The sequence below is a fragment of the Sporosarcina sp. FSL K6-3457 genome (assembly GCF_038007285.1).
Classification (GTDB): domain Bacteria; phylum Bacillota; class Bacilli; order Bacillales_A; family Planococcaceae; genus Sporosarcina.
In genome coordinates, this window is sequence record NZ_JBBOWX010000001.1 from 1,715,298 (window position 1) to 1,741,392 (window position 26,095).

Consider the following 26,095-nt stretch of genomic DNA (forward strand, 5'->3'; position numbering starts at 1 on the left):
AGACGAAAAATCTCTATAGCGTAACTTATTCACAGTATGAGATTTTATAGTTTCCTAAGCAGCGAAAAAGACATCCCATAAATTAGGATGTCTTTTTCGCTGCTTATTTCGCTTCTAAACTACGCGCAGTTAACAAACTTGTCGATTTCAACCGATTTCTAACAGCGATACCAGCCCATGCTGCTAAAGCTGCTTTTAGTATTCCTGTGATAAGAAAAGGTGCAAAACCACCGGTAAATGCTGCTGTCCATGATAGATCGGCAATGATTTTTAACCAAACCGTTCCAAACGCTAAGGCAACAAACATCCCAATGACGTTTGCAATCATGGCGTGTTTAATGGTGAACCTTGTCTTCTCAAGATAATAGCCGATGATAAATGCAGTGGGGATGAACCCGACTAAATAACCACCCGTAGGACCGAAGAGAATCCCTAAGCCGCCCGTCATTTGTGCGAATACCGGTATACCGATGGCACCCATACATAAATAAATGAGGATAGATAAAGTTCCATATCGTGCACCTAATATGGTTGCAGCAAGTCCAATTGCTAAAGTTTGTCCAGTAATAGGAACAAGGGGTAGTGGAATAGTGACTTGTGCCAAAACCCCAATAATAGCTGCAAAAAGTGCGGATGTAATCATCATTTGTAATTTGAAACGTGATTCTAGCATTGTGTGAAATCCCCCTTTATTTGGTTAACTATTAAAATTATATAGTTTACTCATTTATTGTAGTACAATTGAGTTATATAAGTCAACTTGAATTTTAAATGTGTTGACGTAAAGATATTGTTCATTTAAAAGACATAAAAATGGAAGGATAGTTTCTTCAAATTTGGTAAAATGAAAAGTAGGACGTTTTGAAATAAATTACAAAGGATGTGCAAGGGTGTTTTTAGCATGGAATGAAATTCAAAAGAATAAACTTCGCTTTACGCTCATCATGGGTGTACTAATGCTTATATCCTATTTAGTATTCTTTCTATCGGGTCTTGCCAATGGCTTACAGGCTATGAATAGGGAGGCCATTGACAAATGGGAGGCAACAGCTATAGTACTGACCGAAGAATCTGATAAGAGCCTATCTCAATCGTCAATGGTACTCGATGATGTCGAAGCGGTTCATGCGAATGAAATCGCTGTCATCGGGCAAATCAATGCCATTGCAACCAATGGAGATGGTAAGAAAAATGTCTCGATTTTTGGTATTAAGAAAGATGCATTTATTATGCCAACGGTGATAGAAGGTAAACCATTCGCAGATGATAATGAAGTCATTGCCAACGATTCATTGAAACGAGAGGGCTTCAAATTGGGGGATGAATTGCAGTTATCCTCATCAGACGAAGTTCTGACGATCGTCGGTTTCACTGATCATGCGCGATTTACAGCGGCACCAGTCTTATACGGTGATCTTACCACTTTCCAGCGGGTTAAATTTGGAGAGGCCGCTGAAATAAATAAAGACCGCATCAATGGTATCGTTGTCCGTGGTGACGATGGGGTCACTGTCACGGAACAGGATTCACTCGAAGCCATTGAAATCGAGCCATTTATACACAGCATGCCAGGATATATGGAACAGAATTTAACATTAACGCTAATGATCTATTTCCTATTTGGTATATCGTCTGTTATCGTTGCGATTTTCTTATATGTACTGACAGTCCAGAAAATTAGCATGTTTGGCGTCATGAAAGCACAAGGAATCTCCAACCGCTATCTTGCTAGTTCTGTCATCGCGCAGACATTCATCTTGACAACGATAGGTGTGACTGTTGGTTTAGTATTGACACTAATAACCAATGCATTTCTACCGGCAGGAGTACCTATCGCACTTGATCTTGCGACGATGATTTTTTATGGGCTGGTGCTAATTGTCGTTGCGATAGCGGGTGCAGTGTTCTCCGTCTTTACGATTGTTAGAATCGATCCATTGAAAGCGATAGGAGGATAAATGATGGCAGTGTTAGAATTAAAAGAAGTGAAAAAGACATTTGGCAGCGGCCATAAGCAAGTCAATGCCTTGAAGGAAACAAATTTTACGGCTGATAAAGGAGAGCTTATCGCTATTATTGGCCCATCCGGCTCAGGGAAGAGCACATTTTTGACAATTGTAGGTGGTCTACAATCACCAACTTCAGGAGATGTCATCATCAATAAAGCGAATTTAGCGACATTGAATGAAAAAGAGCGTTCAAAAATTCGGCTGAAGGAAATTGGCTTCATCTTGCAAGCGTCGAATCTTGTCCCATTTCTTACCGTAGCTAATCAGTTAAAACTATTAGACCAAGTGAAAAAAGGAAACATGACAGAAACAGAATTAGAAGGGCTATATGAAGACTTGGGAATTAGTGAATTGCGCACGAAATATCCAGCCGATTTGTCGGGTGGTGAGCGCCAACGAGTTGCTATTGCTAAAGCGCTTTACAGCAATCCCTCTATTATTTTAGCAGACGAACCAACGGCCTCACTTGACTCGGATCGCGCCTACGAAGTGATGGAACTGTTGAAAAATGAAACGAAAAGTAAAAATACGACAACGATTGTCGTCACGCATGATATCCGTTTAGTTGGCTATTGTGACAAGGTGTATAAAATGATCGATGGTGTGTTGGTCTTAGAAGAAAAGATATGAAATTTGCCGCTTTCCTTGATATAGAGGGAAGCGGTTTTCTTATGTTTCGGGTTAAACATCTTATAGCAAAAATCGGAACGTTCGATGTTACTTTGCTGATGTGAAACAATCTGGAACGTATTATTTCTATCCTTATTTGTGATGTTTAATTTTGGGTGTCAAGAGACAAACTATGACGACGTTGAAAAGGAGAGTAGATCGTTATCGATACAAGAAAAAAAGCGCTAAAAGTTTTGGAAGAAAGCTCCATTGGTGTAATGGCAACGATTCAACAAAACAAGCCCCACACACGGTACATGACATTTTTCAATGAAGAATTTATACTCTACACCGCAACATCAAAGCAAACGCAAAAAGTGGATGAACTTGAGGAAAATCCACATACACACATATTAATTGGCTACGATGGAGGAGGTTTCGGAGATGACTTTCTAGAAATTGAAGGAACAGTCACTATCTCAGACGACAAAAAAGCAAAGGAGAAAATTTGGAATGAGCATTTGAAACACTGGTTCAGTGGTCCTGAAGATGCAAACCTTGTCATTTTGAAAGTGACACCAAGCGCAATCCGCTTAATGAACAAAAAAGGTGAAGAGCCAGCCACGATTGAATTATAAGCGGCAATAGAATAGTTACTAATGCAACACTAATTATTGGATTGTCTATCTCAATTGGCTTTGGTTCAAGCCGGTGAGTTGTAGGTAGCATCGCATGCAGAAAAAATCTCAGCCTAAGTAGATGGCTGAGATTTTTTGTTTACAAGCGTTTAAAACTATGAAATTTTGATTTCCAATAGCTGTTGTCTAAACTTGTTACTTGTGATTGCTTGCCCCCAGCGTGGACGAACTTATTATTGCCAATGTAAATACCGACATGTGAAATGCCTTTACGATATGTATTTTGGAAAAAGACCAAATCCCCGGGCTGGGGTGAGGTTACCTTTTTCGATTGAGCAAATTGGCTCAGCGTGGTGCGTGATATGTCTTTCCCTGACTTTTTGAACGCATATTGTATAAATCCACTACAGTCAAATCCATTCACTGTTGTCCCGCCAAATACGTAAGGGATACCTGTTAGCTTCATCGCCTGATCCACAACGCTCATTGCTGGAGTGGATGATTTAGTAGTTGTTTCGGTCGCACTTGTTGAATCGCTTTTCTTTCCTGATACTTGTAAGACTTGTTTTGGATGAAGTGCGTCTGACGTTAAGTTATTCCATTTCATCAAATCAGATACGGACACATTGTTTGATTTTGAAATTGTCCATAACGATTCCCCAGTTTTGACTGTATGTGTACTTGCTTCTGCATTAGTTGTTGCGATTCCGAAAGCTAAAGAGCCTGCCAAGATTAGTGAACATGTTAATTTTTTCATTATGTAATTCAGCCACCTTTTCTATGAATCATTGAGTGGTCAATGACTATATATCAATAGTAGGCGAATAAGCATGCGGGTTCAACAGCAGTTCGATTACAGATTCATTACATATTCGTAAAATTAGCGGGATATTTTGGAGTCATATCCAATGTTGAGGGGAATGGGGCGGATATTGATTCCGTAATGTAACAATCAACAATAAAACTGAATAATAAAACCTCCTTTCCTGGCAAATGATAGCGAGGTAAGGAGTTGTTTGAGTTATATAGCTGAATGATTTGTTGGATAATTTTAATTTTCCAATAAACAATAATTTGAAAACTCATCTCCCTAATAATTCCTATCAAAAACCAAGCAACTAACTTGAAAGTCAAAAAAGGTCAGTGTATACTACAATCAAAGGTTAAATATAGTCAAAGTCAATGAATAGGAGGAAACATATATGAAATGTCAACATTGTGGTCAAAACGAAGCAACGATGAATTTGAGATTTCAAATGAATCACCAAGGAATGCAAATCAACCTATGCCATGAGTGTTTCCATGAAATCCAAAGTCAATTAGCTACAGGGAAAATGCCGTCATTTAACAACGATGCACAGTATTTCTCCCAAGCAAACGGTAGTCAGCAGGCGCGAACACAAACGAGACAGGTAAATGACAATAAAGGTACTGGTTTGTTAGACCAACTTGGCAAAAACCTTTCAGATGATGCCAAGGATGGACAGATTGATCCAGTCATCGGACGTGACAAAGAAGTAAAGCGCGTCATTGAAACGTTAAATCGAAGAAATAAAAATAACCCGGTGTTAATTGGAGAACCGGGTGTTGGTAAAACGGCTATTGCCGAGGGGCTTGCTGTGAGAATCCATGAAGGTAATGTCCCTGTAAAACTGATGAACAAACAAGTGTACTTGTTAGATGTCGCTTCACTCGTAACGAATACGGGCATTCGTGGACAATTCGAAGAACGGATGAAACAACTGATTGAAGAGCTTCAGACGCGGAAGGATGTCATTGTATTCATCGATGAAATTCACTTACTCGTTGGAGCAGGCACGGCAGAAGGCTCACAAATGGATGCCGGTAATATTTTGAAACCAGCCTTAGCACGTGGCGGCTTACAACTAATAGGTGCAACGACGTTGAAAGAATATCGTCAAATTGAAAAAGATGCTGCGCTTGAACGCCGGTTCCAACCGATTATCGTGAAAGAACCATCTGCAGAAGATACGATTCTCATTCTGAATGGCATTAAAGATCGTTACGAAGAATTCCATGGTGTGCACTATTCGGATGAGGCGGTACAAGCCTTTGTCACGTTATCACAGCGTTATATACAAGATCGTTTTTTACCAGACAAGGCGATTGACTTGATGGATGAAGTTGGAGCACGTTTAAATCTTGCGCATACATCAGCCGATTCTAAGTCAATCGGAATCCGTCTCAATGAAGTGATTCAACAAAAAGAGCTGGCAGCGGAAAAGGAAGACTATGAAAAAGCGGCGAATTTACGTTATGAGGAAATTCAATTACGTAAAAAGCTGGAAGAGGCAAATCAAAGTGAAGAAATAGTACACGGAGAAGTGTCAGTGGCAGATATCGAGTTGATTGTCGAAGAAAAAACAGGAATTCCCGTGACAAAGCTACAAGCAGCAGAACAAGCGAAAATGAAAGGCATCGCAGATAACCTAAGTAAAAAGGTTATCGGTCAAGCAGAAGCAGTCGATAAAATTGCCAAAGCCATCCGTCGAAGCCGTGCAGGGCTCAAAGCGAAAGACCGTCCGATTGGTTCCTTCTTGTTTGTAGGTCCAACAGGTGTCGGTAAAACAGAAATTACGAAAGTGCTGGCGGAAGAGCTATTCGGTTCGCGTGATGCGCTAATTCGCCTGGATATGAGCGAATATATGGAAAGACATGCGGTATCCAAAATTATTGGTTCTCCTCCAGGCTATGTAGGACATGAGGAAGCTGGTCAATTGACTGAACAAGTTCGCCGCCATCCGTATTCAATTTTACTGCTCGATGAAATTGAAAAAGCGCATCCAGACGTTCAAAATATGTTCCTGCAAATTATGGAGGATGGCCGTTTAACCGATTCGCACGGTCGCACGGTCAGCTTCAAAGATACGGTCATCATTATGACAAGTAACGCCGGAACAGGCGACAAAAAAGTAAGCGTCGGGTTCAATCAAACCGTCCATGAATCCGTCGCGATGTTAGAAACGCTAGGGAACTATTTCAAACCGGAATTCCTTAACCGTTTCGATGCAATTGTTTCGTTCAATGAATTAACGGAAGAAAATCTCCTTGAAATTGTTGATTTAATGCTCGTGGATTTACAAGCTACCATAGAAGAAAATGCGATAGACATTACGATTTCTTCGGAAGCTAAGCGTGCACTGGTCACACTAGGCTACGACAAACGTTTCGGCGCAAGACCGCTGCGTAGAGTTATCCAAGACAAAATCGAGGATCCATTAACTGATCTGATGTTGGAAGAAGAGTTTATTGAAAAAGTCTATGTCGATGTTGTGGATGAAGAAATTGTAGTAAGCAGAGTGTAATGGTATCTGACACCCCTGAAAATTATTTCAGGGGTGTTTTCGAGGTTTAAATGGTATACATTTTCGTTTGAAGAACAACTTGATAAAGATTGTTATATAATAAAAGCAGCCATTGATAGAAGGAGTGAAACCACATGAACAAATTAGATGAAAATGCAATACGTTCATTCTATACGCCTACTACATTCAGCCGTGGTCAGGGGTATTATAAAGGTGGTAAAGTACATAATTTAGAATGTGAAGGGAATATATGGAGCGCGAAGGTTATCGGAAGCGAAATTTATACAGTAAGAATTAAATTGGATGGGTACGATATTCATGATAGTTGTAACTGTCCCGCACATCGCTCATCTTGGGATTGTAAACATGTCTGTGCCACACTATTGGCAATTGTTAATTGGGAAAATTCGCCGACGCGTCGTAAAGGAAATGGCACGAAAAATGCCAGGTATCGACTGGCAGGGGAGTTGATAGAGAATTTAGGGAAAATGAGTCACGAACAGACGAAGTTGACGGCTGCTGAAGATAGTGAACTGAAGGTGGAGTTTTCATTAAAGGCCTATACTTCGGAAACTTATTATAAGGAAAAAGATATTATGGAAATTCAGTTGAAAATAGGAATCAAACGCTTATATATCGTCAAGGAAATTAGAGAGTTATTGGATAGTATTTCAAACAACACTGAATTGAAGTTTGGCAAGCATTTTTCTTATGATCCTAGTTATCATGTGTTCCAACAGGATGACTGGGTGGTTATTCAAAAATTAATGCAGTTTTATCAGGCTGAAACAATCTATGATACAAATACGTGGAGAGGCAGTTCGAGAACTGGAAAAAGCATGGTTATTCCTCCTTATGCAGCGGATGATTTGCTCTTTGTGTTGCAACATCGAAATTGCTTGTTTGAGCAACAAGATTTTCTTTATGGTCAACTACAAATTGATGAAGCTGATCTTCCCTTCTCCTTTTCCCTTGAAAATGGCATGTCCAAGGAATTTCAGTTGAAAGTAACAGGAAACACGGGAGGCCACTATTATGAAGGTTATGGATGGTATGCAAATAATGGAAAACTACATAAATTATCGACAGTACAACAACAGACAATTAAGCAATTCATTCCTTTGATGCAAAGTCGTGGGAGTTCAGTCATTCCCATATCAGCAGAGCAAGTAGGGGCATTTGTTTCACAAGCTATGCCAACGTTAAAGCAAGTGGGTCAGGTGAAAGTAGCGAAGACTGTCTCGACAATCATTATGAATCCTCCATTACGCGTCAAAATGTTTGTTGAGGGGACTAGCGATCGGATTGATGTCAAGGTCGAGTATCATTATGATTCAATTGTGATTAACCCGATTACACAAAGTGAAACACAGGTGAATGAGGAACAAACGATATTAATCCGAGAGGCAGAGCAAGAACAACAATTTATGGATACATTCGAACAATCGGCATTGAAAGTGAGTGGAAATCAGTATTACTCGGAAGATGAGGAAGACATATTTGGATTTCTATACGATACTTTGTCGGCGCTGGAAGACAAGGTAGATATCTTTTTAACGCCAGCCATTAAATCATTGATTATACCGACAGAGAAAATAGCGAAAGTTGCAGTGGATGTCCACTCGAGCGGTAATCTGTTAGAGGTGGACTTTTCAATGGATGGGGTGGATCGTGACAAGGTTCCCTATATTCTTCAGTCTGTAATAGAAAAGAAACGCTATGTGCGCTTACCAAACGGGGCCTTTTTGTCATTGAATGACGAACAGTTGGTGAATGTGGCCGACTTATACAAAGAATTAAACGATAAATCGATTGAAATGATTGATGGCAAAATGAATCTGCCCTTATACCGTGGTTTGCAAATTGACGAACGTTTAACGAAGTTGGATAAACAGCAACGTAAATTCGGAAAAAGTTTCCGTCAATTTATCAGTGCTATTAAATCACCAGACGAAGAAGACTATGTGATACCGGATACACTTCAAGCTACTTTACGAGATTATCAAGTAACGGGTTTCCAGTGGTTAAAGTCATTAGCGCAATACCAACTTGGTGGCATTTTAGCGGATGACATGGGGTTAGGGAAGACTCTACAATGTATTGCTTATATTCAATCGGAGAAACCCGCTTTGCCAGTACTCGTAGTTGCTCCCGCATCACTAGTCTATAACTGGAAGAATGAATTCACGAAGTTTTCTTCGGAATTACGAGTCGCTATTGCAACAGGAACAGTTCAGGAAAGAAAAAATGTTTTGGAACAAGAACAGCTTCCTGATGTCTACATTACGTCTTATCACACGTTGAGGCAGGACATAGAGTGGTATAAGGAGCAAGAATTCCATACGCTTATTCTAGATGAAGCACAATCCATTAAAAACTATGCGTCTAAAATAGCCCAAGCAGTCAGAGCAATAACAGCACATAAACGATTTGCTCTATCTGGGACGCCTATTGAAAATTCATTGGACGAGCTATGGGCGATTTTTCAAGCAATTATGCCTGGATTTTTGCATGATCAGAAAACATTTCGTAGTTTAGAACCAGATTATATCGCGAGGCTTGTGAAGCCTTTTATTTTGAGAAGGTTAAAAAAGGATGTTTTAACGGAATTACCGGACAAAATTGAAACGGTCCATTACTCCGAATTAAAGAAAGAGCAGAAAGAACTTTATCTTGGTTATTTAGATAAAATCCGTACAGAAACACAAGAGTCTCTAGCTACAGAAGGTATAGGGAAGGGGCGGATAAAAATTCTTGCCGGATTAACGAGGCTACGTCAGCTTTGCTGTCATCCTTCTTTATTCATCGATAATTATGAAGGACAGTCCGGAAAGTTAGAAGAGTTATTGGAGATTATTCGAAATGGACAGGAAAATGGCCGGAAAATGTTAATCTTTTCGCAGTTTTCAAGTATGTTAAAGATTATTCAAGAAAAACTTGTGCAAGAGGGACAAAGTTGCTTCTATTTAGATGGTCAAACACCTGCCAAGGAACGCGTTCAGCTTGTTGATGATTTTAATGGAGGAGCTGAATCTATTTTTCTTATCTCATTAAAAGCAGGCGGAACAGGGCTTAATTTAACGGGGGCAGACACGGTTATTCTCTATGACCTCTGGTGGAATCCGGCAATCGAGGAGCAAGCGATAGGCAGGGCTCACCGAATGGGCCAGAAAAATGTTGTTCAAGTTATTAAATTGATAGCGCAAGGAACGATAGAGGAGAAGATTAATGAGCTGCAGCAAAGTAAAAAGGAATTAATCGATCAGGTTATTCAAACGGGCGAAACGATGCTATCGTCGTTGTCGGAAGATGATATTCGGGAGATTTTATCGATTTGAGGGAAGGAAATGTTTTTTTGATGTTTGGTGATACTGCGTCTTTTTTAGTAAGCAAAACTAGCAGTCTTTCTGGAAACGCCACAAAGTCTCCATATGTAAGCGCTTTGAATTTGAATGAATTGTGAAGTTATTCACATAGTGCTTTTTGATGATGAAAAGTAGAGTATACTAGAAATAACAACAAATATGGAAAGCGAAAAGGAGAATGCAGCTATGTGGGTAGTAACAGTATTTGAACAAAAATTTGTCCGAATTTTCGAGTTTGCAAACCAGGCCGAAGCAAAACAAACCCTTGCACATTTCCAAAAAAATGCTCGACTTTCTTTTGTAGAATAAAACCAAAATTCATGAAGAATCCCTTTCCGGAGTAAGAATGGAAAGGGATTCTTCGGGTTTACAATTATACATGTCGGTGTCTGAAATAAAGAAAATCTTCTGCTCTGTTAAATCACATCATCACACTGTGATAGGCTGGCATCAAATATGATTTTACCATTCAGAAATATTTTGCTGCTGCATGTAGGGCGCGCCACATATTACTCCGCCTTCGCGGCCAATGCCTGCTCAAATTCCTGCTTCACACGATGGAGTAATTCAAAATCTGTTAATAAACGATAACCTGTTGACGCAAGGGCTTTTGCGCCTGTAAGTAAGGCTTCATTTCCGAGTTCTGATTTTGCAGCTTCTCTGAATTCATCTGTGTGCGCGATAAGATTATCTGGACCGATTTTGATATACGGATGTGCAGTTGGAACCTCGTAACTAATATTTCCTGCATCCGTCGAACCTTTACCTTTTCTACTTTCGGTATGAACGACTTCGCCGAGTGCAGAAAGCTCCTCCTCCAAGACCGCATCTAGAACCGGGTTAAGGACTAGATCTTTCACTTCATTTTGGAAGCGTTCAATCTTGACGGTTGCGCCTGTAGCCAGGGCAGCGCCTTCAGCAATATTTCGAACTTTATTAGATACTTCAACTGTTTTATTCCATGATTCCGCACGAATATAGAAACGTGCGGATGCGTATTCCGGAATAATATTAGGGGCATCCCCGCCGTGCGTAATGATGCCGTGAATCCGCACATCAGACGGGAGTTGTTGTCGAAGTGCATTAATACCGTTGAATAATTGAATAACAGCGTCTAATGCGTTAATGCCTGATTCGGGTGAACCTGATGCGTGCGCAGGTTTTCCGTAAAAATGAAAATCGAGTGGATCCACAGCAAGTGAATCCCCTGTAGTCGCAGTTTTACCGGATGGGTGAATCATTAGCGCTACATCGACATCTTTTAAGAAGCCATGTCTTACGAAGCTACCTTTCGCGCTTCCATTTGGTCCGCCTTCTTCAGCAGGTGTCCCAAGAACGACGACACGTCCGCCTATTTCAGGAAGTGCTTCCGCGAGTGCAATCCCCGCGGCAACACTTGTTGTTCCAATAATATTATGCCCACATGCATGTCCTAATCCAGGGAGAGCATCATATTCAGCAAGGTAAGCGATTGTCGGACCTTCTTTTCCACTGTCTTTCACAGCATAGAACGATGTTTCATGACCAGCAACCGCTGTTTTCACTTCAAATCCTGCATTTTCCAACAGCGCTACATGTTTAGCGCTCGCATATACTTCTTCGTTGCCGATTTCCGGATTTGCATGGATGTCCTGACTCGTTTGAATATATAGTTCACGGTTCTTTTCAATCGATTGGAATAATGTGTGCGACTCTTCTTTTATAATGCTCATTATGAATGTCCCCCGTTTTTAATTATTTTTTAAGATCCTCAAAGACTGTATCAATCTCTTCCTGTGTCAACCTAATAAGATAAGATCCACCTTTTGTATCTTCTTCGACTGCTTTTTCAATATCTTCTTCTTGATATAACTCCACGATGCGCTTGAATGTTTTATTGTCTTTTTCTTTCGCGCTTGCTGCGATTAAATTCACATATGGGTAAATATTTTCATCGTCAGCTGATTCTCTAAAGATTGGATCCTCACCTGGTGAGAATCCTGCTTGTCCAGCGATTCCGTTGTTAATAATCGCAGCAGTCACATCTGGTAATACACGTGGTGTTTGTTGAGCAACCATTGGAATAATGTCTAGGTTCAATGGATTTGCAGTAATTTTCGTCGGATCCCCAAACAATCCAAAGTCATCTGATAGTGAAATTAAATCAGCACTTTCTAGTAGACGTAGTGCACGTGCTTGGTTTGACGGGTCATCAGGAATTGCAATTTTGTCGCCTTCTTTGATTTCGGAAATATCTTTAATTTTTTCAGAGTAAACGCCGAGTGGTGCAAACATCGTCGAGCCAATTGGAACAAGTTCATTTCCACTTTCTTTTACATATTGGGCTAGGAAGGTGAAGTGTTGGAATGCATTTAAGTCAACATCGCCTTGTGCAAGTGCATTATTAGGCAATACATAATCTGCGAATTCGATCAGTTCGATGTCGATGCCTTCTTTTGCTGCTTTTTCTTGCAGAATCGGCCACTGAACGCCATCTGAACCATTAACGCCTATTTTCACCTTGACTATTTCACCATCCGCATTGTCTTTTCCACCACACGCAGTTAATATAGCTGCAGTTACAATTGCTAAACATAAAATCAATAATTTTCTCATTTTTTCTTCTCCTTTTAGTAAGTTCATTTATTTTTTAAATCATTTATTAACGACGCATAATCTTTTTAGAAAGCGTATTTCCAATCCACTGCGCAAGTTGCACCATAAGAATGAGAATGACAACCGTTACAATCATGACACTTGCATCGAACCGCTGGTAACCATAAGTCATGGCAATGTGTCCAAGGCCACCGCCCCCAACTGTTCCGGCAATTGCGGAGAAATCGATTAGACTCACTGAGACGAAAGTCAACCCTAAAATCAACGGCCCAAGCGCTTCGGGAATTAATACGGTAAAGATGATGCGAAGGGGACTTGCTCCCATTGCTTGTGCGGCTTCAATAACGCCGGGGTCAATACTAACCAAGTTATTCTCAACGACTCGGGCAATAACGAAACTTGCCACAATTGTCATTGGGAAAATTGCTGCAGCCGTTCCAATCGTTGTACCGACAACTAATCTTGTTAGTTGTGAAATGGCAACTAGGAAAATGATAAATGGAATCGGGCGTATGATATTAATGAAAATATTTAATACTTGCGAAACGGCTTTATTTTCCAAGATATTATTTTCTCTTGTCACAAATAGTAGAAGACCAAGGGAAATTCCTATAATTGAACCGAAAATAAGGGTGGCAATCACCATAATGAGCGTTTCGCCCGTCGCCTCTACAATCCGTGGCCAAAACGTGGACCAATCAACTCTCATCTTTAATGACCTCCTTTATGTCAACAAGTGTTTCAAGTTCCTGCAATACTTTTTGAATCGCTGTTGGATCACCCTCAAATGACACGAGCAGATTTCCGAAAAAACGTTCTTGAAGCTCCCGAACGGAACCGTAGACGATGTTGAAATCGATACCGTATTTCCGAGTTACTTGCGATAATACAGGGTCACTTGCAATTTCACCTTTGAAAATGACGCGATATAACCGGGTACCCCCTTTGGATCGCCATTCGTCCAAGAGCTTTTCTGAAGGTAAGTCCTGTTGAATCGATTGGATAAAACGTTGCGTAGTTGAATGTTGCGGATTGGTAAAAGTTTCAAAAACTGCTCCTGATTCAATCACTTCGCCTTGCTCCATGACTGCTACATTGTCGCAAATGGATTGGATGACATGCATTTCATGTGTAATTAGAAGAATCGTTATGCCTAACTCCTTGTTGACTTTTTTTAATAGCCGTAAAATATCAGCGGTTGTATCAGGATCCAAAGCGGAGGTCGCTTCATCACAGATTAATACTTCTGGAGAACTTGCGAGCGCCCGTGCAATCCCGACGCGTTGTTTTTGGCCACCAGAGAGTTGGTCGGGATAATCTTTTGCCTTATCGGATAGTCCAACAAAAGCGAGTAGCTCTTGTACACGCTCATGGATTTCTCGTTTGGATGCACCGGCCAATTTCAATGGATAAGCGATGTTGCCGGCAACAGTTCTCGAGTTAAACAAATTGAAGTTTTGGAATATCATTCCGATGTTTTGGCGTTGCTTACGCAGCTCCTTCGCTGATAGTGAGCTAACGTCAACATTTTGAATGAACACGGATCCAGAAGTTGGACGCTCTAGCATATTGACTAATCTCAGCAATGTGCTTTTTCCGGCACCACTAAATCCGATAATGCCGTATATTTCACCTTTTTTAACAGAAAGGGAAACATCTTTAACCGCGTGCACCTCCCGTTTTCCAAGACTAAACGTCTTCGAGACATTTTTAAATTCAATCATGCAATAACCTCCTAATCAATTACGCACCGGCGTAATTGCATCCAGATTTTGAATTGAGCAATGCTCCCGTCTAGTCTTCGGGCGCCAAGAGCTCGGGTCATAAGTCAAAGTTGCTCTGTGGCAAAAAACGCCACGCCGCATCTTCGCCTTATGCCTGTCGCTCCTAGGCAGGCGCCCTACGCTTTTGGGAAATTGACACCTTTCAAAATCTGTGACATCCGCCGGAGGCTTTATCTTCGTTCAGCAGGAGTCTTCCGCTGAATGAAAATCAAACATTCCTTCCGCGTTTACAACATCTCAGCCATCCTTTTTTTAGTAAGTAAAAAAAGAAAAAAGCCTCTTTTTTCTTATCAAACATTCGATAAGAAAAAAGAGGGCCTCTACTTATGTAAGAAACCATCTCGCTCTCATCTTCCAAATGCCCAAGCACTTGCAGGAATTAGCACAGTATTCATTCGCAATGAATCTGTTGCCGAGATGTCATAGGGCCTGTCCCTCAATCTCTCTTGATAAGAAAGTGATGTTTTGCTATTCAATTGTCGCAAGAATTAATCCTTACTTTAGAGAGAATAGAAGGGGAAGTCAATCAAATAACCGAAGTAAATATATTCTGATTATTCAACTCGAGATAGAGAACGCTTACAAATGGATAGTGATTTATCTATCAAAAAATACTAGGTACAGACATAATTGGGTAATGTATCAGAACCAGTGAGTGGCACCGGTGCGAAAATAATTGTCACTGCTTTGTCCACTTTTCTGAATACAAACTTTATATGAAGGTGAAAGCATCGCTCGTCTAGGCAAAAGGTATCGTCCTTTTTATGATAAGACGTATTCACAATAGAGGAGGATTTTTTATGAATTTATAAATAAATGTGTCGCTACTTCGGGTGCTTCCATCGCTCGCAGTGCAGGTTGGATTGAACGAGGCGATGATGCTTCAGCAACTGCACTTTAGATCACTTTCCTTTTTGGTTTTGGTGCTTACTTTTTTCGATTGGTGTATAATGCAAGTAGGCAATAACCACTTTTGAGGAGTGGTGGTGTGAAAGGTGGAAGACAAATGACGTTTGAAGAAATTTTACCACGTTTAAAAGCTGGTGAGAAAGTCATTCGCAGTGGCTGGGGCGGCGCAGAATTGTATGTCGTATTAGTAGGTGCCGGAGAGCATGATGGAAAATCCTTGAACCCATATTTTTTAATTGATGTCGAAGGAGAGGGCTATACAATGTTCACTCCAACGGTTTGTGATTTGTTGGCGGAGGATTGGATCATTGTTGATTAATACGATTTAGAACATAGGCTCATGAGTCATTCATGGGCTTTTTCTATTATGGAGGAAAACAGATGAAGTTTGAAGAATTTAATGGACAAACGGTCTTTATAACGGGGGCTGCTTCTGGGATTGGTCAAGCACAAGCGATTGCATTTCTAGACAATGGGGCAAATGTTTTTGCGTTTGATCGGCAAGAGGAAGGACTCCAGTTGTTAAAAGAGCAGTACGGTACACGTTTTGCTTATGCTGTTGGGAATGTCAGCAATCGCGATGATGTCAAACAAGCGGTAGATCAGGCACTTTCGATGTTTCAACATATCGATATTCTATTGAATACGGCTGGTATTTTAGATGGCTTTGCTAAGACATTAGAAACGGATGAAGCGTTGTGGGACCGTATTATGGATACGAATGTAAAAGGCATGTATGTTGTCACGAATGCGATTTTACCCTCTATGCTACAACGAAAATCTGGGGTCATTGTGAATATGGCATCGATTGCCGGACTGGTTGCAGGTGGGGGAGGCGCGGCTTATACAGCCTCTAAGCATGCCGTTATTGGCTATACGAAACAGACCGATGCTGATTATTGTCGCGCGGGGATTCGTGTCAATGCGATTGCACCAGGCGCCATCCAAACACCGATGAACAAAGCCGATTTTGAAGGTGATGGCGAAATGGCGAAGTGGGTTGCTGCAGAAACCCCGGCAGGACGATGGGCGCAACCAAGTGAAGTAGCGGGCTTAACCTTGTACTTGGCAAGTCAAGCAGCTGATTATATTCACGGTACAGTGATCCCAATGGATGGCGGTTGGATTGCGAAGTAAGCCATATTCAAAAGTAGAGCTTTCTGTTATACTAGGCAAGCATGCAAATTTTGCTTGCACTACGGCACTTCGGACTGAGTAACGACTCATCCTTCCTTTGGCCGTAGTTATGACTAAAATAGCCTTAGCTATTTTACAAAGGAGAAATGTCAATTGAATATGTCAACGCTCAAAAGTTCACCACGCATTGCCGTGAGTGAACTCGCCAAAATCGCACTGGTTGCTGCATTGTATGTCGTTGTGACGACGGTACTAGCAGTCATTAGTTTTGGTGCCATCCAACTCCGCTTGTCGGAAATGTTTAACTACCTCGCCTTGTACCACAAACGCTATGTCGTTGCGGTTACAGCAGGCGTCGTCATCGCCAATTTTATGTCGCCTACTTGGTTTCTCGACGTGCCAATTGGTGGAATTTCGACCCTACTCGTTTTATTGCTTTGCCGATATATGACGAGAAACATCAAGAATGATGTGCTGAAAATAGGGATTACGGCTATCATTTTTGCTTTATCCATGTTTACGGTTGCTGGACAATTAACGTTTCTATTTGGACTTCCTTTCTGGCCTACTTATTTCACAGTCGGTCTTGGGGAATTGTTGTCGATGACAGTTGGTGGAATGATATTCCGTTCATTGCGCAAGAAAATAGACTTTATTTCATAAATATAGTGAATAGATAGATGAAACCTCTCCTGGCAGTTAGTTAGGGGAGGTTTTTTTGGATGGCTATAATGCGAGTGTGAGCAGCGCATGCTAGCTGGGAAAATGTTTATACATGCTCCATGCTGCTGGATTCACTAGACGATTGCTTATCATCGACTAACGTAACGCGAAGACCAAGTGCGTGCGAAACCCTTTCCAACGTGTCGAGGCGTGGAATGGTATGCTCTTTTTCTAATCGTGCAATGGCAGCTTGCTTTAATCCAGAGCGATTGGCTACTTCAAGTTGAGTTAAACCAAGCTCTAATCGCCGTTGTATGAGTTGAGCAATGATTTCAATTTCATGAACTTCAATAGGGTCTAAAGCGGTTATTTGTTTTTTATAGTCAGCCCACTTCATGTAAATCCTCCTCCTGCGTTTATATCTATTCTTCCACTGTAGTTTTTCTTAATGAATGTCGTAATACATAATAAATTTGATAACACTTTCGTTACAATTATAACGAATATGTTATTAGGAAACAACGTATCATAGAAATCGTCACTGGATAGGCTATACTTATTTGGTATAGAAAAATCAACATCAACTAATGACAAATGAGGCTAACCACATGAGCGAAAGAAGTTTTGAAGACTATCAGTTAAGCAATGAAATAACACGAGCCCTTGCTTTATTAAAATATGAAACGCCAACAGAGGTTCAACGTGAAGTCATACCAAGAGCCTTAGACAAACAGGATCTTATCGTGCAATCTCAAACGGGCAGTGGCAAGACGGCGGCATTTGGTATCCCACTTTGTGAAATGATTGATTGGGAGGGGCAAAATCCACAAGCAGTGATTCTGACACCTACTCGGGAGCTTGCTGTTCAAGTGCGAGACGATGTAGCAGCTATCGGGCGAGTGAAAGGAATTAGAACGATGGCGGTTTACGGCAAAGAATCTTTTGCACAACAACAGGAAGAATTGGAACGGAAAACGCATATTGTTGTCGGTACACCCGGGCGTGTAAGGGACCATATTGACAAAGAAACAGTCATTGTAGATGACATAAAGTATTTGATCATAGATGAAGCAGATGAAATGCTTAGTATGGGTTTTGCTGCTCAAGTAGAAGCGATTATTGAAAAACTTCCTACCACTAGAGTAACGATGATCTTTTCCGCTACATGGCCTACAACTGTTGAAAATCTTTGCAATAAATATATGGACGATCCCATAACTATCCACATTGCATCTACTGGAATCACGACGAGTGCGATTGACCATAGCGTGATTAAAGTGAAAGAAACAGGAAAAATGGCATTGCTGAAAAATGTTATTGGTATTGAAAAGCCTGCTAGCTGTATCATCTTCTGCAAAACGAAAAGACAAGTTGACACTGTGTTTGCAGAGTTGGAGAAATCCAGCTATTCCTGTGAAAAAATCCACGGTGGAATTGCCCAAGAAGTTCGATTTGCGGTTATGGATGGCTTCAAAAGGGGTAATTTCCGCTATCTCGTGGCGACCGATGTGGCAGCGAGGGGAATCGATGTAGAGCATATTTCACTAGTCATCAACTATGATGTTCCAACGGAAAAGGAGAGCTATGTCCACCGAACTGGCAGAACCGGTCGTGCGGGTAAAAAAGGAAAGGCGATTACGTTTGCAACACCAGCTGACAGCGAGGCCCTTTCAACAATTGAAACATACATTGGCTTTGAGATACCTGTAAGGGAAGCACTAGCGCAGCAGAAAGTAGCTGGTCGTGAGGGAGTCAAAAATAATAATATGATGAAGCTCCATTTCAACGGTGGAAAAAAGAAGAAGCTTCGGGCTGTAGATTTTGTTGGAACGATCGCGAATATCCCTGGAGTAACAGCAGATGATATTGGTGTGATTACCATAGAGGATAGTTTGACTTATATTGAAATGCTGAATGGTAAAGGTTTATTGGTTTTGCAGGCGATGAAGGAGACTACTATTAAGGGGAAGAAGCTTATAGTTAGCAAGGCGGTTAAAGGCTAAAGTAATCAAGCGATATCGAAGTAAATAAAAGATTGCCAAGCAGGCTGTCCGATTCGGATGGTCAATTTAAAGATTGTATTTTTAGAGGAGAGTCTACCAATTATAGTGAAACAATCTCTTCTGCATGGAGGAATGATAATATCTGTTTTAGAAATGCGGGTGCAGAATTTCCTTTAATTTAGGATGCCAGGTTCTAATGCGATTTCGCTATGATATAATTACTTTAGGGTGATTATATGAATTTATGGGAAGCTTACGATGAAATTAACGAGTATTTAAAAGAAACATTGTTAACCATTCCTCCTTACCCTTCTGTTTCTGGAAATAAGGTGCAAGAATTATTGAATTGCTTGCGAAACCCAGATCCAGCTTGGGGAGGTTTAGAAGGAGAAACATTAAGGATGGTAATAAACCCATGGCAAAGAGCATATCAGAATGAATATAGATTTAAACCATCAAAAATATTTAATGATTCTATGAATGTGATTGAAAGTGCTACGTATGATTTAATGATTGGCAACTCCATATCTTCATATCTAAGTTTAGTTCCTACTGTGGAAGCGATTTTAAGAAAATGGGCAGAGGAAAAGTCTAGTGAAATAAAATCAATTAATAAAGATGGTAACTTTAGTATATTTGTCTTTGAAAAACATTTAGTTCAATATCTAAAAGATAAAAACAAGGTAAGGGTATCTAATCCGAAATTTCAGAAATGGATTAGCAATCAAATTCGATATTTTGATTATATAATAAAAAAAGTGTTTTACCTTAGATTTGAAAACTCAGAAAAGGGTGTAGAGAAGGATTTTAATAGGAATAGGACATTACATCTTTTGGATAATATCAATGAACCAGATGTTATAAGAGATAATAATACAAGAATTCTTTTATTATTAGATGTTATAGCCGAGTTATATTTGTCGTTAGATGATGACCTTTACCTTAAAAATACTTTTAATTGTAATCATGAAGATAATATTGATTTTAACTTAAGATGGAAGATTTATCATAAAAGCGCAGTAGAAGCCATACGTTTTACAGATATGAATATAATTAGATTTGCATTTTTAGAGAAAGATAAGGAAGTATCATTGACAGATGATAAAAAACTGTACTTTATAAATCAGAAAAACTTGCAGATAGATGTTTTAACTAAGCCGTCCGTTCCTCAAAAAGATTAGTGGGAAATATCTGTAATCACACAGGTTTTATTAAAAAATAGACAAATAGATTGAAGAAATTACTGTGGAGAGTGAAATCTCTATAGTTTTTTCATTTGTCTTTCTATAATTATTAAAAAGTCATAAGGTGGATCACATTTCTAATTCGTAATAACGTGAGAGCAAGTGGACATATCTACACAAATCATCTTTATCAGAACTAATGAATTGGTATATTGGATTTATTATGATTATTTGAAGGGGATGTACATAGTGTATATTCAATTAGCAAATGTAGATAGTAAAGATAAGGACCGTCATATTGAGATAATAAGAGATATAACAGAAGAAGAGGTTTCAGAGTTAAAGTCTTATTTTTTGCCAGCTACTCAATATAAATATATTAAAGAGATATATTCAATGGGAGTATCTAATGGAAAGGAGCTATTGGATTTTTTAAATTCAGTTTATATAAATGATAAGTTTATACTTGATTTAACTGGATCCGAAATTTACTTAAAAGGAAATAGGTTGCTTGCTAATTATTGCTTGTTCATTGGGATGTTCATAGACTATGTTGAGAAAGCATTATCTAAATATGGTAAGGAAAAGGTAAATCATTTTCAAGAATACTGCAGTTATTTATATGATTCAGAATTTGAATATAGATTTATAGCTCGTTTGAGAAACTTTATAGCGCATTACTCGTTTCCGTTATCTGTATATACGAATAATTATTACGGGAAAAAGTTAGAGATGAGTAGAAAGCAATTACTTGGGTTTAAAAAGTGGAATACTGTAAAAAGAGATATTGAAGAATTAAGTGAAACTATAGATTTTAGAGCATATATTACTCCTATGAATGTTAACTTGACTGCATTGTTATTGTACATACAACATCTATTAGCGCCAGAAGTTGTTAAAAGTCTTAATAAGTTTACAGAGTTCCAACAGAAAAATAAAGTTGTTTCACCTGCAATAATTAAATTTATCGATCTGGAGGCTTTTAAGCGTGGGGATATAAAAATGGAGCCGATTGTACTTAATCCTGTATTTGACTTTTTAAAGGAAATTGAGAACAATCCAAAAGTCAATATTAAAATAAACTATTTATAATTAATTTCTAGGTGCCATTTTAAAAAATAACTAAGAATGTTTAATCGTTCATGATTGTTTCACTCACAGGTACCTTTTTTATTATATTAGCAATTGTTATCACAAACCCAAATAGTAACGGCAGTTACCTTTAGCTTTTCTTATAAATTTGAGTGTCAGTGGTCAAGTCCTAAAAAATGGACACGAAACAATTGCTTAAATTGTGCCACTAAGCACTCTTAAAATACGTAGCTAAAAGATACTGGTGATAAATAACCAAGTCTTTTCTGGCTACGTTTTTCCGCGTGAATTGTTGCGTATTTTGGTAAATCTGTCATCAGCTGCTCCACGTAAAGCAAAGGAAAAAGAAACCGCAACGGAAATTCGGCTTTTAAGTGAGAGGAAAAAAATTCAATCATAGAGTTGTCGTTCCCTTGATGTAATGAATTTCTTTTCCCTATATTGATTACAATTGCCATAATTCTCACCCATTTGTAAACATGATAATTCGATTGTATCATTATTCAACTTTTCTAAATGGTTAATTTGGTATAATGGGGGTTGTTAGGAAACTAGGTTTTGAGAAGGGGGAAACATAAAAAGCGTAATCGAACAAAGATAGAAAAACAACATTGGGTTGAAAACTTTATTTTGTTATTCTTTATCTAGTTTGATTAAATGGTAATGTGAAGGAAGCACCACAAAGGGAGGTATGTTATGGATCAGCAGTTGTTAGAAGAACTTTTAACTAAAAACGAATCTGAAATGCTTGATTTCAAAGCAACACTTTATCGCAAAGAACAATACGAAGCATTACTCAAAGATATATTAGGCATGGCAAATGCCAACGTACTTGGATCACGCTATATAGTGATGGGTGTGAAACAATATACCACAGGTGAAAGTAACATAATTGGGGTTTCGGGAGAAGCTATAGACTCTTCTACGTTTCAACAACTAGTACTTGAAAATATTGAACCTGCTTTACAAAGTGAACTACATTATTTTACGTTTCAAGAAAAGCAGTTGGCCGTACTTGAAGTTGTTACACCTGAAGAGCAACCTTACATGTTAAAAAAGCAGTATGGAAAATTACATATCGGGACTTGTTATGTCCGTAAAGGAGCAACAAATGGTTATGCACTTCGTACTGACTTTGATCGATTTTATATGAAACGGCCTTTTGAAATACGAATTTTGCATCCTATGTTGCGTGCCGTTGATTCGGATAGTGGTTGTGCGTCATTGGAATGTTCATTTCGAAACTTAACCGAATTTCCGGTTACAATTCATCGTGGATTTCTTGAGGTAAATGGGCATGAAGGTATCCGCTCACGACATCTTCTTTCTGGGTATGGAAGAGATATTCCCGGTGCCGATTACCGATTATACCTCGCACCTAAAACTGAAATTTCAGGGGATTTTCAATTTGATTTTACATCTAGTGACTGTTTACGAATTGGATTGAACACAGATGGATATACAGGAGAGTCCTTGCAATTTACTTTAACTCTTGTTGATACAACTAAAATCGAATATTCCATTACTCTCGATGATTGCGACGTATTTGCAAAAGGCGAATTTTTATGGAAAGTTCGGAAGCATGCAAAGCAATAATAATACACACTTTATTACAGAAGAAATCCTTATTATTTGCGTACGGTCGGGCAAATAGAAACGAGTGACTCCCTAGAATATTAAATTTCGATTCGTCTAATTCCTGATTTTACCTACGCCGGGGATTTAGTGTTAACAGCGGAATTCCAAGCGTATGTGAAAGATTAAAAGTTCCGTGTTCATTTATGTCGAAAAGCCGATCCTGAGTCAAAAGGAATGACAGAAAATGTAGTGAGATACATAAAGTGGAATTGTGCGGATAGTCGCATACTATCGTATCGACAACTATTTGGGGGGAATAAATATAACTATTATATTTGACATTACAAGTTATGGAGGAGCAATCCAATTTATCACAGACTTTTCTGATGTAGATAAGAAATCAATAATGGGTTTTATAGATGCTAATCCTACAGATTGTGACGTTCATCATTTTATGGATACATTTAATGTGGAAATTGATAAGTTAGATGTTAGTAATATTGAAGCCATAATATTGCATGTGACTTCTAATGATGATAATTGTGCTGCTATAAAGAAATATGGACTACTTAATTTACAACAAGCATTGACAGTTGAAACACCTTTAAGAAGGTATTTAATAGAATTCGGGATTGAATTTGATATATCTACCAAAGTCATGTGGTGTCAAGGTCACAGATTTGATATCACTTATGAAGTAAATTCAATTTCAAATGAGAAAGACCAAGAGTTGCTAAAAGATATTGCAAGAAAGATATATTTTGATCCACAAATAGATGGTTTTTTTAGTGTTAATGATTATTCTGAATACGGAGGAGCAGTTCATGAACGGCCGGAATTACTTTTTAATCTAAAAGAGTTTTTCAAAGCTGAAACACTTGAGAATACTTGGAAGAATAATAAGGAAAAGAAGCATTTTGTGGTAAAGTATAAAGCATTACTCAGCCAAATTGCCTGGTACAGCTTCTATGAAAATGAGACTCAATACCAGGCTGATTGGGTTTCAAAAGAGTATCTTAAATTAGATTTAATAAAGAAAGCCCTGTATGTTGTATGGAATGTACATCATTATAAGCAATTACCCGAAATATACACCTATATGAGGACCGAGACGATTATACCGTATAGTGATATCTTAGAGATTACCGATTACGAATGATTTATTGCTCCAAGCAGATAGTCGTGGTGATTTAAAAAAGCTATTATCCGTTGAATCGGGCGGTATTATTTTTACGACGATGCAGAAGTTTGCGCCTGAAGAAGGATTCAAGCATACGTACGCACTCACGACACGTCGCAACGTCATTGTTATGGCGGATGAAGCACACCGAACGCAATATGGATTCCAAGCACAAGTGTTAAAAACAAAGGAAGATGTTCTCACTAAATATGGCTATGCCAAATACATGCGTGACGCATTACCAAACGCCTCTTTTGTCGGTTTTACAGGTACGCCAGTTGAATCATCTGACAAAAATACGCCTGCCGTCTTCGGGAATTATATCGACATTTACGACATGACACAGGCAGTAGAAGATGGTACAACGGTGAAGATTTATTATGAAAGCCGAATTATTAAGCTCGATTTACCAGCGGGATTGGATATCGATGCCGAATACGATGAAATAACTGAATTCCAAGAACAAACTGACCGTGAACGTTTGAAGTCGAAGTGGTCACGTCTCGAAGCGCTTGCCGGGTCTGAGCAACGTGTGAAGCAAATGGCAAAAGATATCGTCAATCATTATGAAACACGGCAGGAAGCTATGTTTGGCAAAGCAATGATTGTTGTCATGAGTCGCCGCATTGCCATTGAACTTTATTCGGAAATCGTCAACATACGCCCTGATTGGCATTCGGATGATGACGATAGAGGTATCATTAAAATTGTTATGACAGGCAGATCCAGTGATCCAGAGCATTGGCAGCCATTCATCGGCAATAAAAAACGACGTGATCAATTGGCGCGACGCATGAAGGAGGTTAACGATGAACTGAAACTCGTCCTTGTCCGTGATATGTGGCTGACAGGATTTGATGTTCCTTCAATGAGTACGATGTATATTGACAAGCCCATGCGCGGGCATAACTTGATGCTGGTAATTGCCCGGGTCAACCGGGTATTTAAGGACAAGCCAGGTGGGTTGATTGTCGACTATATTGGCATTGCCGATAGCTTGAAAGAGGCGTTGAAGCAGTATACCGCTAGTGATCGCGGCAATATGGGCATTGATACGTCGCTTGCGGTAGATATTATGCTGGAGAAATTCGAGATTGTTCAGGACATGCTGTACAAGCATAGTTACGATGATTTTCATTCCGATAAACCATCTGCGCGCATGAAAGCCATTACGCAAACAATGGATTTTGTCATCGGACTTGGTGAAGAAGAAAAGAAACGATTTATGCAAGTGGTTATGGAATTAGCAAAGGCATTTGCACTGTGTGCAACCGAGTCAGAAGCACAAGAGTTGAATGCCGAAATCGGATTTTTCAAAGCAGTGAAAGCTGGTATCGTAAAACTGATTCCTGTGGAAGGAGCGAAAAAGACCTCTTCGCAAATCGACGCACAGCTAAACCAACTCATTTCAAAATCCGTTATTTCCGATGAAGTCATTGATATTTACACCTCACTAGGCATCGAAAATCCCGACATTTCGATTCTGTCCGATGAGTTTTTAGAAGAAGTACGAGCATTACCATAGAAGAATTTTGCAGTTGAGCTATTAAATCGCTTACTACAAGGCAAAGTGAAAAACGTGCAACGAACAAACTTAGTGAAAGCGTAAAAATTCACGGCTATGTTGAACAATGCTATCAATAAATAAAATAAACGTGCTATTGAAACCTCCAAAGTCATCGAAGAACTAATCGCACTTGCCAAGGAAATGAATGATTCCTATAAAGCAGGCGAAGCATCAGGGTTAATCAAAGAAGAAGTTGCCTTCTATGATGCCTTGGCCTCACATGATACGGCTGAACAAGTATTGGGTGACGACATTTTGAAAGTGATTGCGCACGAGTTGACGAAGGCGATCAAAGAGAATATGAGCATCGACTGGAATTTGCGCGATTCAGCGAGAGCCAAGATGAGGATTACAGTTCGGAGGCTGTTGAAGAAGTATGGCTATCCCCCCGAGTTGCAGAAGTTGACGGTGGAGACTGTGGTGAAACAGGCTGAGTTGATGGCTGGTAATTTATGA

At 39.5% G+C, this 26,095-nt stretch carries 22 protein-coding genes, 2 pseudogenes and 1 riboswitch; of the genes and pseudogenes, 16 read left to right on the forward strand and 8 right to left on the reverse strand.

Annotated elements, in window-relative coordinates; genetic code table 11:
- Positions 1 to 103: 103 nt before the first annotated feature.
- Complete coding sequence (locus N1I80_RS08350; protein ID WP_340737423.1) at positions 104 to 673, reverse strand: biotin transporter BioY; 570 nt, start codon at positions 671 to 673, stop codon at positions 104 to 106.
- 217 nt (positions 674 to 890) lie between these two features.
- On the opposite strand from N1I80_RS08350, the gene N1I80_RS08355 reads away from it, so the two are divergent.
- From N1I80_RS08355 to N1I80_RS08365, 3 genes are all read left to right on the forward strand, one after another.
- Complete coding sequence (locus N1I80_RS08355; RefSeq protein ID WP_340737424.1) at positions 891 to 1,958, forward strand: ABC transporter permease; 1,068 nt, start codon at positions 891 to 893, stop codon at positions 1,956 to 1,958.
- Positions 1,959 to 1,961: 3 nt separating this feature from the next.
- Entirely contained in the window at positions 1,962 to 2,639 is a 678-nt protein-coding gene (locus N1I80_RS08360; protein WP_340737425.1) for an ABC transporter ATP-binding protein, read from the forward strand.
- Between the two features lie 203 nt (positions 2,640 to 2,842).
- A complete protein-coding gene (locus N1I80_RS08365) occupies positions 2,843 to 3,256 on the forward strand; it encodes a pyridoxamine 5'-phosphate oxidase family protein (protein ID WP_340740003.1) in 414 nt (137 codons plus the stop codon).
- A gap of 139 nt (positions 3,257 to 3,395) precedes the next feature.
- Here N1I80_RS08365 and N1I80_RS08370 read toward each other — a convergent pair whose 3' ends face one another.
- Entirely contained in the window at positions 3,396 to 4,013 is a 618-nt protein-coding gene (locus tag N1I80_RS08370) for a C40 family peptidase (RefSeq protein WP_340737426.1), read from the reverse strand.
- A gap of 445 nt (positions 4,014 to 4,458) precedes the next feature.
- On the opposite strand from N1I80_RS08370, the gene N1I80_RS08375 reads away from it, so the two are divergent.
- From N1I80_RS08375 to N1I80_RS08385, 3 genes are all read left to right on the forward strand, one after another.
- Positions 4,459 to 6,582, forward strand: a complete 2,124-nt coding sequence (locus N1I80_RS08375) for an ATP-dependent Clp protease ATP-binding subunit (protein WP_340737427.1) — start codon at positions 4,459 to 4,461, stop codon at positions 6,580 to 6,582.
- 134 nt (positions 6,583 to 6,716) lie between these two features.
- Positions 6,717 to 9,920: a DEAD/DEAH box helicase gene (locus tag N1I80_RS08380; RefSeq protein ID WP_340737428.1), complete on the forward strand. Its 3,204-nt coding sequence runs from the start codon at positions 6,717 to 6,719 to the stop codon at positions 9,918 to 9,920.
- A gap of 213 nt (positions 9,921 to 10,133) precedes the next feature.
- A complete protein-coding gene (locus N1I80_RS08385) occupies positions 10,134 to 10,256 on the forward strand; it encodes a hypothetical protein (protein WP_340737429.1) in 123 nt (40 codons plus the stop codon).
- Positions 10,257 to 10,456: 200 nt separating this feature from the next.
- On the opposite strand, the gene N1I80_RS08390 is transcribed toward N1I80_RS08385, so the two are convergent.
- From N1I80_RS08390 to N1I80_RS08405, 4 genes are read right to left on the reverse strand one after another with little or no spacing between them, the layout of a single operon-like run.
- Entirely contained in the window at positions 10,457 to 11,659 is a 1,203-nt protein-coding gene (locus tag N1I80_RS08390) for a M20 family metallopeptidase (RefSeq protein ID WP_340737430.1), read from the reverse strand.
- A gap of 22 nt (positions 11,660 to 11,681) precedes the next feature.
- Positions 11,682 to 12,542 (reverse strand): MetQ/NlpA family ABC transporter substrate-binding protein, encoded by an 861-nt coding sequence (locus tag N1I80_RS08395; protein ID WP_340737431.1) that lies wholly within the window; start codon positions 12,540 to 12,542, stop codon positions 11,682 to 11,684.
- Positions 12,543 to 12,588: 46 nt separating this feature from the next.
- Entirely contained in the window at positions 12,589 to 13,251 is a 663-nt protein-coding gene (locus tag N1I80_RS08400; protein WP_340737432.1) for a methionine ABC transporter permease, read from the reverse strand.
- Positions 13,241 to 14,266: a methionine ABC transporter ATP-binding protein gene (locus N1I80_RS08405; protein WP_340737433.1), complete on the reverse strand. Its 1,026-nt coding sequence runs from the start codon at positions 14,264 to 14,266 to the stop codon at positions 13,241 to 13,243. Before N1I80_RS08405 ends, N1I80_RS08400 begins: the two co-directional genes overlap by 11 nt.
- Before the next feature lie 404 nt (positions 14,267 to 14,670).
- A riboswitch (SAM riboswitch) is annotated at positions 14,671 to 14,782 on the reverse strand.
- 550 nt (positions 14,783 to 15,332) lie between these two features.
- Here N1I80_RS08405 and N1I80_RS08410 point away from each other — a divergent pair.
- The 3 genes from N1I80_RS08410 (at position 15,333) to N1I80_RS08420 (ending at position 17,035) form a co-directional block, all read left to right on the forward strand.
- A complete protein-coding gene (locus N1I80_RS08410) occupies positions 15,333 to 15,554 on the forward strand; it encodes a DUF2829 domain-containing protein (protein WP_340737434.1) in 222 nt (73 codons plus the stop codon).
- Positions 15,555 to 15,616: 62 nt separating this feature from the next.
- Positions 15,617 to 16,372 (forward strand): 3-oxoacyl-ACP reductase, encoded by a 756-nt coding sequence (locus tag N1I80_RS08415; RefSeq protein ID WP_340737435.1) that lies wholly within the window; start codon positions 15,617 to 15,619, stop codon positions 16,370 to 16,372.
- Between the two features lie 159 nt (positions 16,373 to 16,531).
- Positions 16,532 to 17,035: a QueT transporter family protein gene (locus tag N1I80_RS08420; RefSeq protein WP_340740004.1), complete on the forward strand. Its 504-nt coding sequence runs from the start codon at positions 16,532 to 16,534 to the stop codon at positions 17,033 to 17,035.
- Between the two features lie 106 nt (positions 17,036 to 17,141).
- Here the strand turns inward: N1I80_RS08420 and N1I80_RS08425 are convergent, their stop codons facing one another.
- Entirely contained in the window at positions 17,142 to 17,432 is a 291-nt protein-coding gene (locus N1I80_RS08425) for a helix-turn-helix domain-containing protein (protein WP_340737436.1), read from the reverse strand.
- A gap of 211 nt (positions 17,433 to 17,643) precedes the next feature.
- On the opposite strand from N1I80_RS08425, the gene N1I80_RS08430 reads away from it, so the two are divergent.
- From N1I80_RS08430 to N1I80_RS08440, 3 genes are all read left to right on the forward strand, one after another.
- On the forward strand, positions 17,644 to 19,038 hold the full coding sequence (locus tag N1I80_RS08430) for a DEAD/DEAH box helicase (protein WP_340737437.1): 1,395 nt from the start codon (positions 17,644 to 17,646) through the stop codon (positions 19,036 to 19,038).
- A 236-nt stretch (positions 19,039 to 19,274) separates the two neighbouring features.
- Positions 19,275 to 20,219 carry a hypothetical protein gene (locus N1I80_RS08435; RefSeq protein WP_340737438.1) on the forward strand — a complete coding sequence of 315 codons (945 nt, stop codon included), beginning with the start codon at positions 19,275 to 19,277 and terminating at the stop codon, positions 20,217 to 20,219.
- 252 nt (positions 20,220 to 20,471) lie between these two features.
- On the forward strand, positions 20,472 to 21,314 hold the full coding sequence (locus N1I80_RS08440) for a hypothetical protein (protein WP_340737439.1): 843 nt from the start codon (positions 20,472 to 20,474) through the stop codon (positions 21,312 to 21,314).
- A 218-nt stretch (positions 21,315 to 21,532) separates the two neighbouring features.
- On the opposite strand, the gene N1I80_RS08445 is transcribed toward N1I80_RS08440, so the two are convergent.
- Positions 21,533 to 21,772, reverse strand: a complete 240-nt coding sequence (locus N1I80_RS08445) for a hypothetical protein (RefSeq protein WP_340737440.1) — start codon at positions 21,770 to 21,772, stop codon at positions 21,533 to 21,535.
- Positions 21,773 to 22,010: 238 nt separating this feature from the next.
- On the opposite strand from N1I80_RS08445, the gene N1I80_RS08450 reads away from it, so the two are divergent.
- The 4 genes and pseudogenes from N1I80_RS08450 to N1I80_RS08465 form a co-directional block, all read left to right on the forward strand.
- A complete protein-coding gene (locus N1I80_RS08450; protein WP_340737441.1) occupies positions 22,011 to 22,910 on the forward strand; it encodes an AlbA family DNA-binding domain-containing protein in 900 nt (299 codons plus the stop codon).
- A gap of 117 nt (positions 22,911 to 23,027) precedes the next feature.
- A pseudogene (locus N1I80_RS08455) lies at positions 23,028 to 23,186 on the forward strand (IS21 family transposase); the annotation flags it as partial.
- On the forward strand, positions 23,164 to 24,051 hold the full coding sequence (locus N1I80_RS08460; protein ID WP_340737442.1) for a hypothetical protein: 888 nt from the start codon (positions 23,164 to 23,166) through the stop codon (positions 24,049 to 24,051). The pseudogene N1I80_RS08455 and the gene N1I80_RS08460, both read left to right, overlap by 23 nt.
- 10 nt (positions 24,052 to 24,061) lie before the next feature.
- Positions 24,062 to 26,095 (forward strand): annotated as a pseudogene (locus N1I80_RS08465) (type I restriction endonuclease subunit R); the annotation flags it as partial.

Coding starts and splice junctions, on each gene's coding strand:
- N1I80_RS08350 (WP_340737423.1), bottom strand. CDS start 673: ATGCTAGAATCACGTTTCAAATTACAAATGATGATTACATCCGCACTT.
- N1I80_RS08360 (WP_340737425.1), top strand. CDS start 1,962: ATGGCAGTGTTAGAATTAAAAGAAGTGAAAAAGACATTTGGCAGCGGC.
- N1I80_RS08370 (WP_340737426.1), bottom strand. CDS start 4,013: ATGAAAAAATTAACATGTTCACTAATCTTGGCAGGCTCTTTAGCTTTC.
- N1I80_RS08375 (WP_340737427.1), top strand. CDS start 4,459: ATGAAATGTCAACATTGTGGTCAAAACGAAGCAACGATGAATTTGAGA.
- N1I80_RS08380 (WP_340737428.1), top strand. CDS start 6,717: ATGAACAAATTAGATGAAAATGCAATACGTTCATTCTATACGCCTACT.
- N1I80_RS08385 (WP_340737429.1), top strand. CDS start 10,134: ATGTGGGTAGTAACAGTATTTGAACAAAAATTTGTCCGAATTTTCGAG.
- N1I80_RS08390 (WP_340737430.1), bottom strand. CDS start 11,659: ATGAGCATTATAAAAGAAGAGTCGCACACATTATTCCAATCGATTGAA.
- N1I80_RS08395 (WP_340737431.1), bottom strand. CDS start 12,542: ATGAGAAAATTATTGATTTTATGTTTAGCAATTGTAACTGCAGCTATA.
- N1I80_RS08400 (WP_340737432.1), bottom strand. CDS start 13,251: ATGAGAGTTGATTGGTCCACGTTTTGGCCACGGATTGTAGAGGCGACG.
- N1I80_RS08405 (WP_340737433.1), bottom strand. CDS start 14,266: ATGATTGAATTTAAAAATGTCTCGAAGACGTTTAGTCTTGGAAAACGG.
- N1I80_RS08410 (WP_340737434.1), top strand. CDS start 15,333: ATGACGTTTGAAGAAATTTTACCACGTTTAAAAGCTGGTGAGAAAGTC.
- N1I80_RS08415 (WP_340737435.1), top strand. CDS start 15,617: ATGAAGTTTGAAGAATTTAATGGACAAACGGTCTTTATAACGGGGGCT.
- N1I80_RS08420 (WP_340740004.1), top strand. CDS start 16,532: ATGTCAACGCTCAAAAGTTCACCACGCATTGCCGTGAGTGAACTCGCC.
- N1I80_RS08425 (WP_340737436.1), bottom strand. CDS start 17,432: ATGAAGTGGGCTGACTATAAAAAACAAATAACCGCTTTAGACCCTATT.
- N1I80_RS08430 (WP_340737437.1), top strand. CDS start 17,644: ATGAGCGAAAGAAGTTTTGAAGACTATCAGTTAAGCAATGAAATAACA.
- N1I80_RS08435 (WP_340737438.1), top strand. CDS start 19,275: ATGAATTTATGGGAAGCTTACGATGAAATTAACGAGTATTTAAAAGAA.
- N1I80_RS08445 (WP_340737440.1), bottom strand. CDS start 21,772: ATGGCAATTGTAATCAATATAGGGAAAAGAAATTCATTACATCAAGGG.
- N1I80_RS08450 (WP_340737441.1), top strand. CDS start 22,011: ATGGATCAGCAGTTGTTAGAAGAACTTTTAACTAAAAACGAATCTGAA.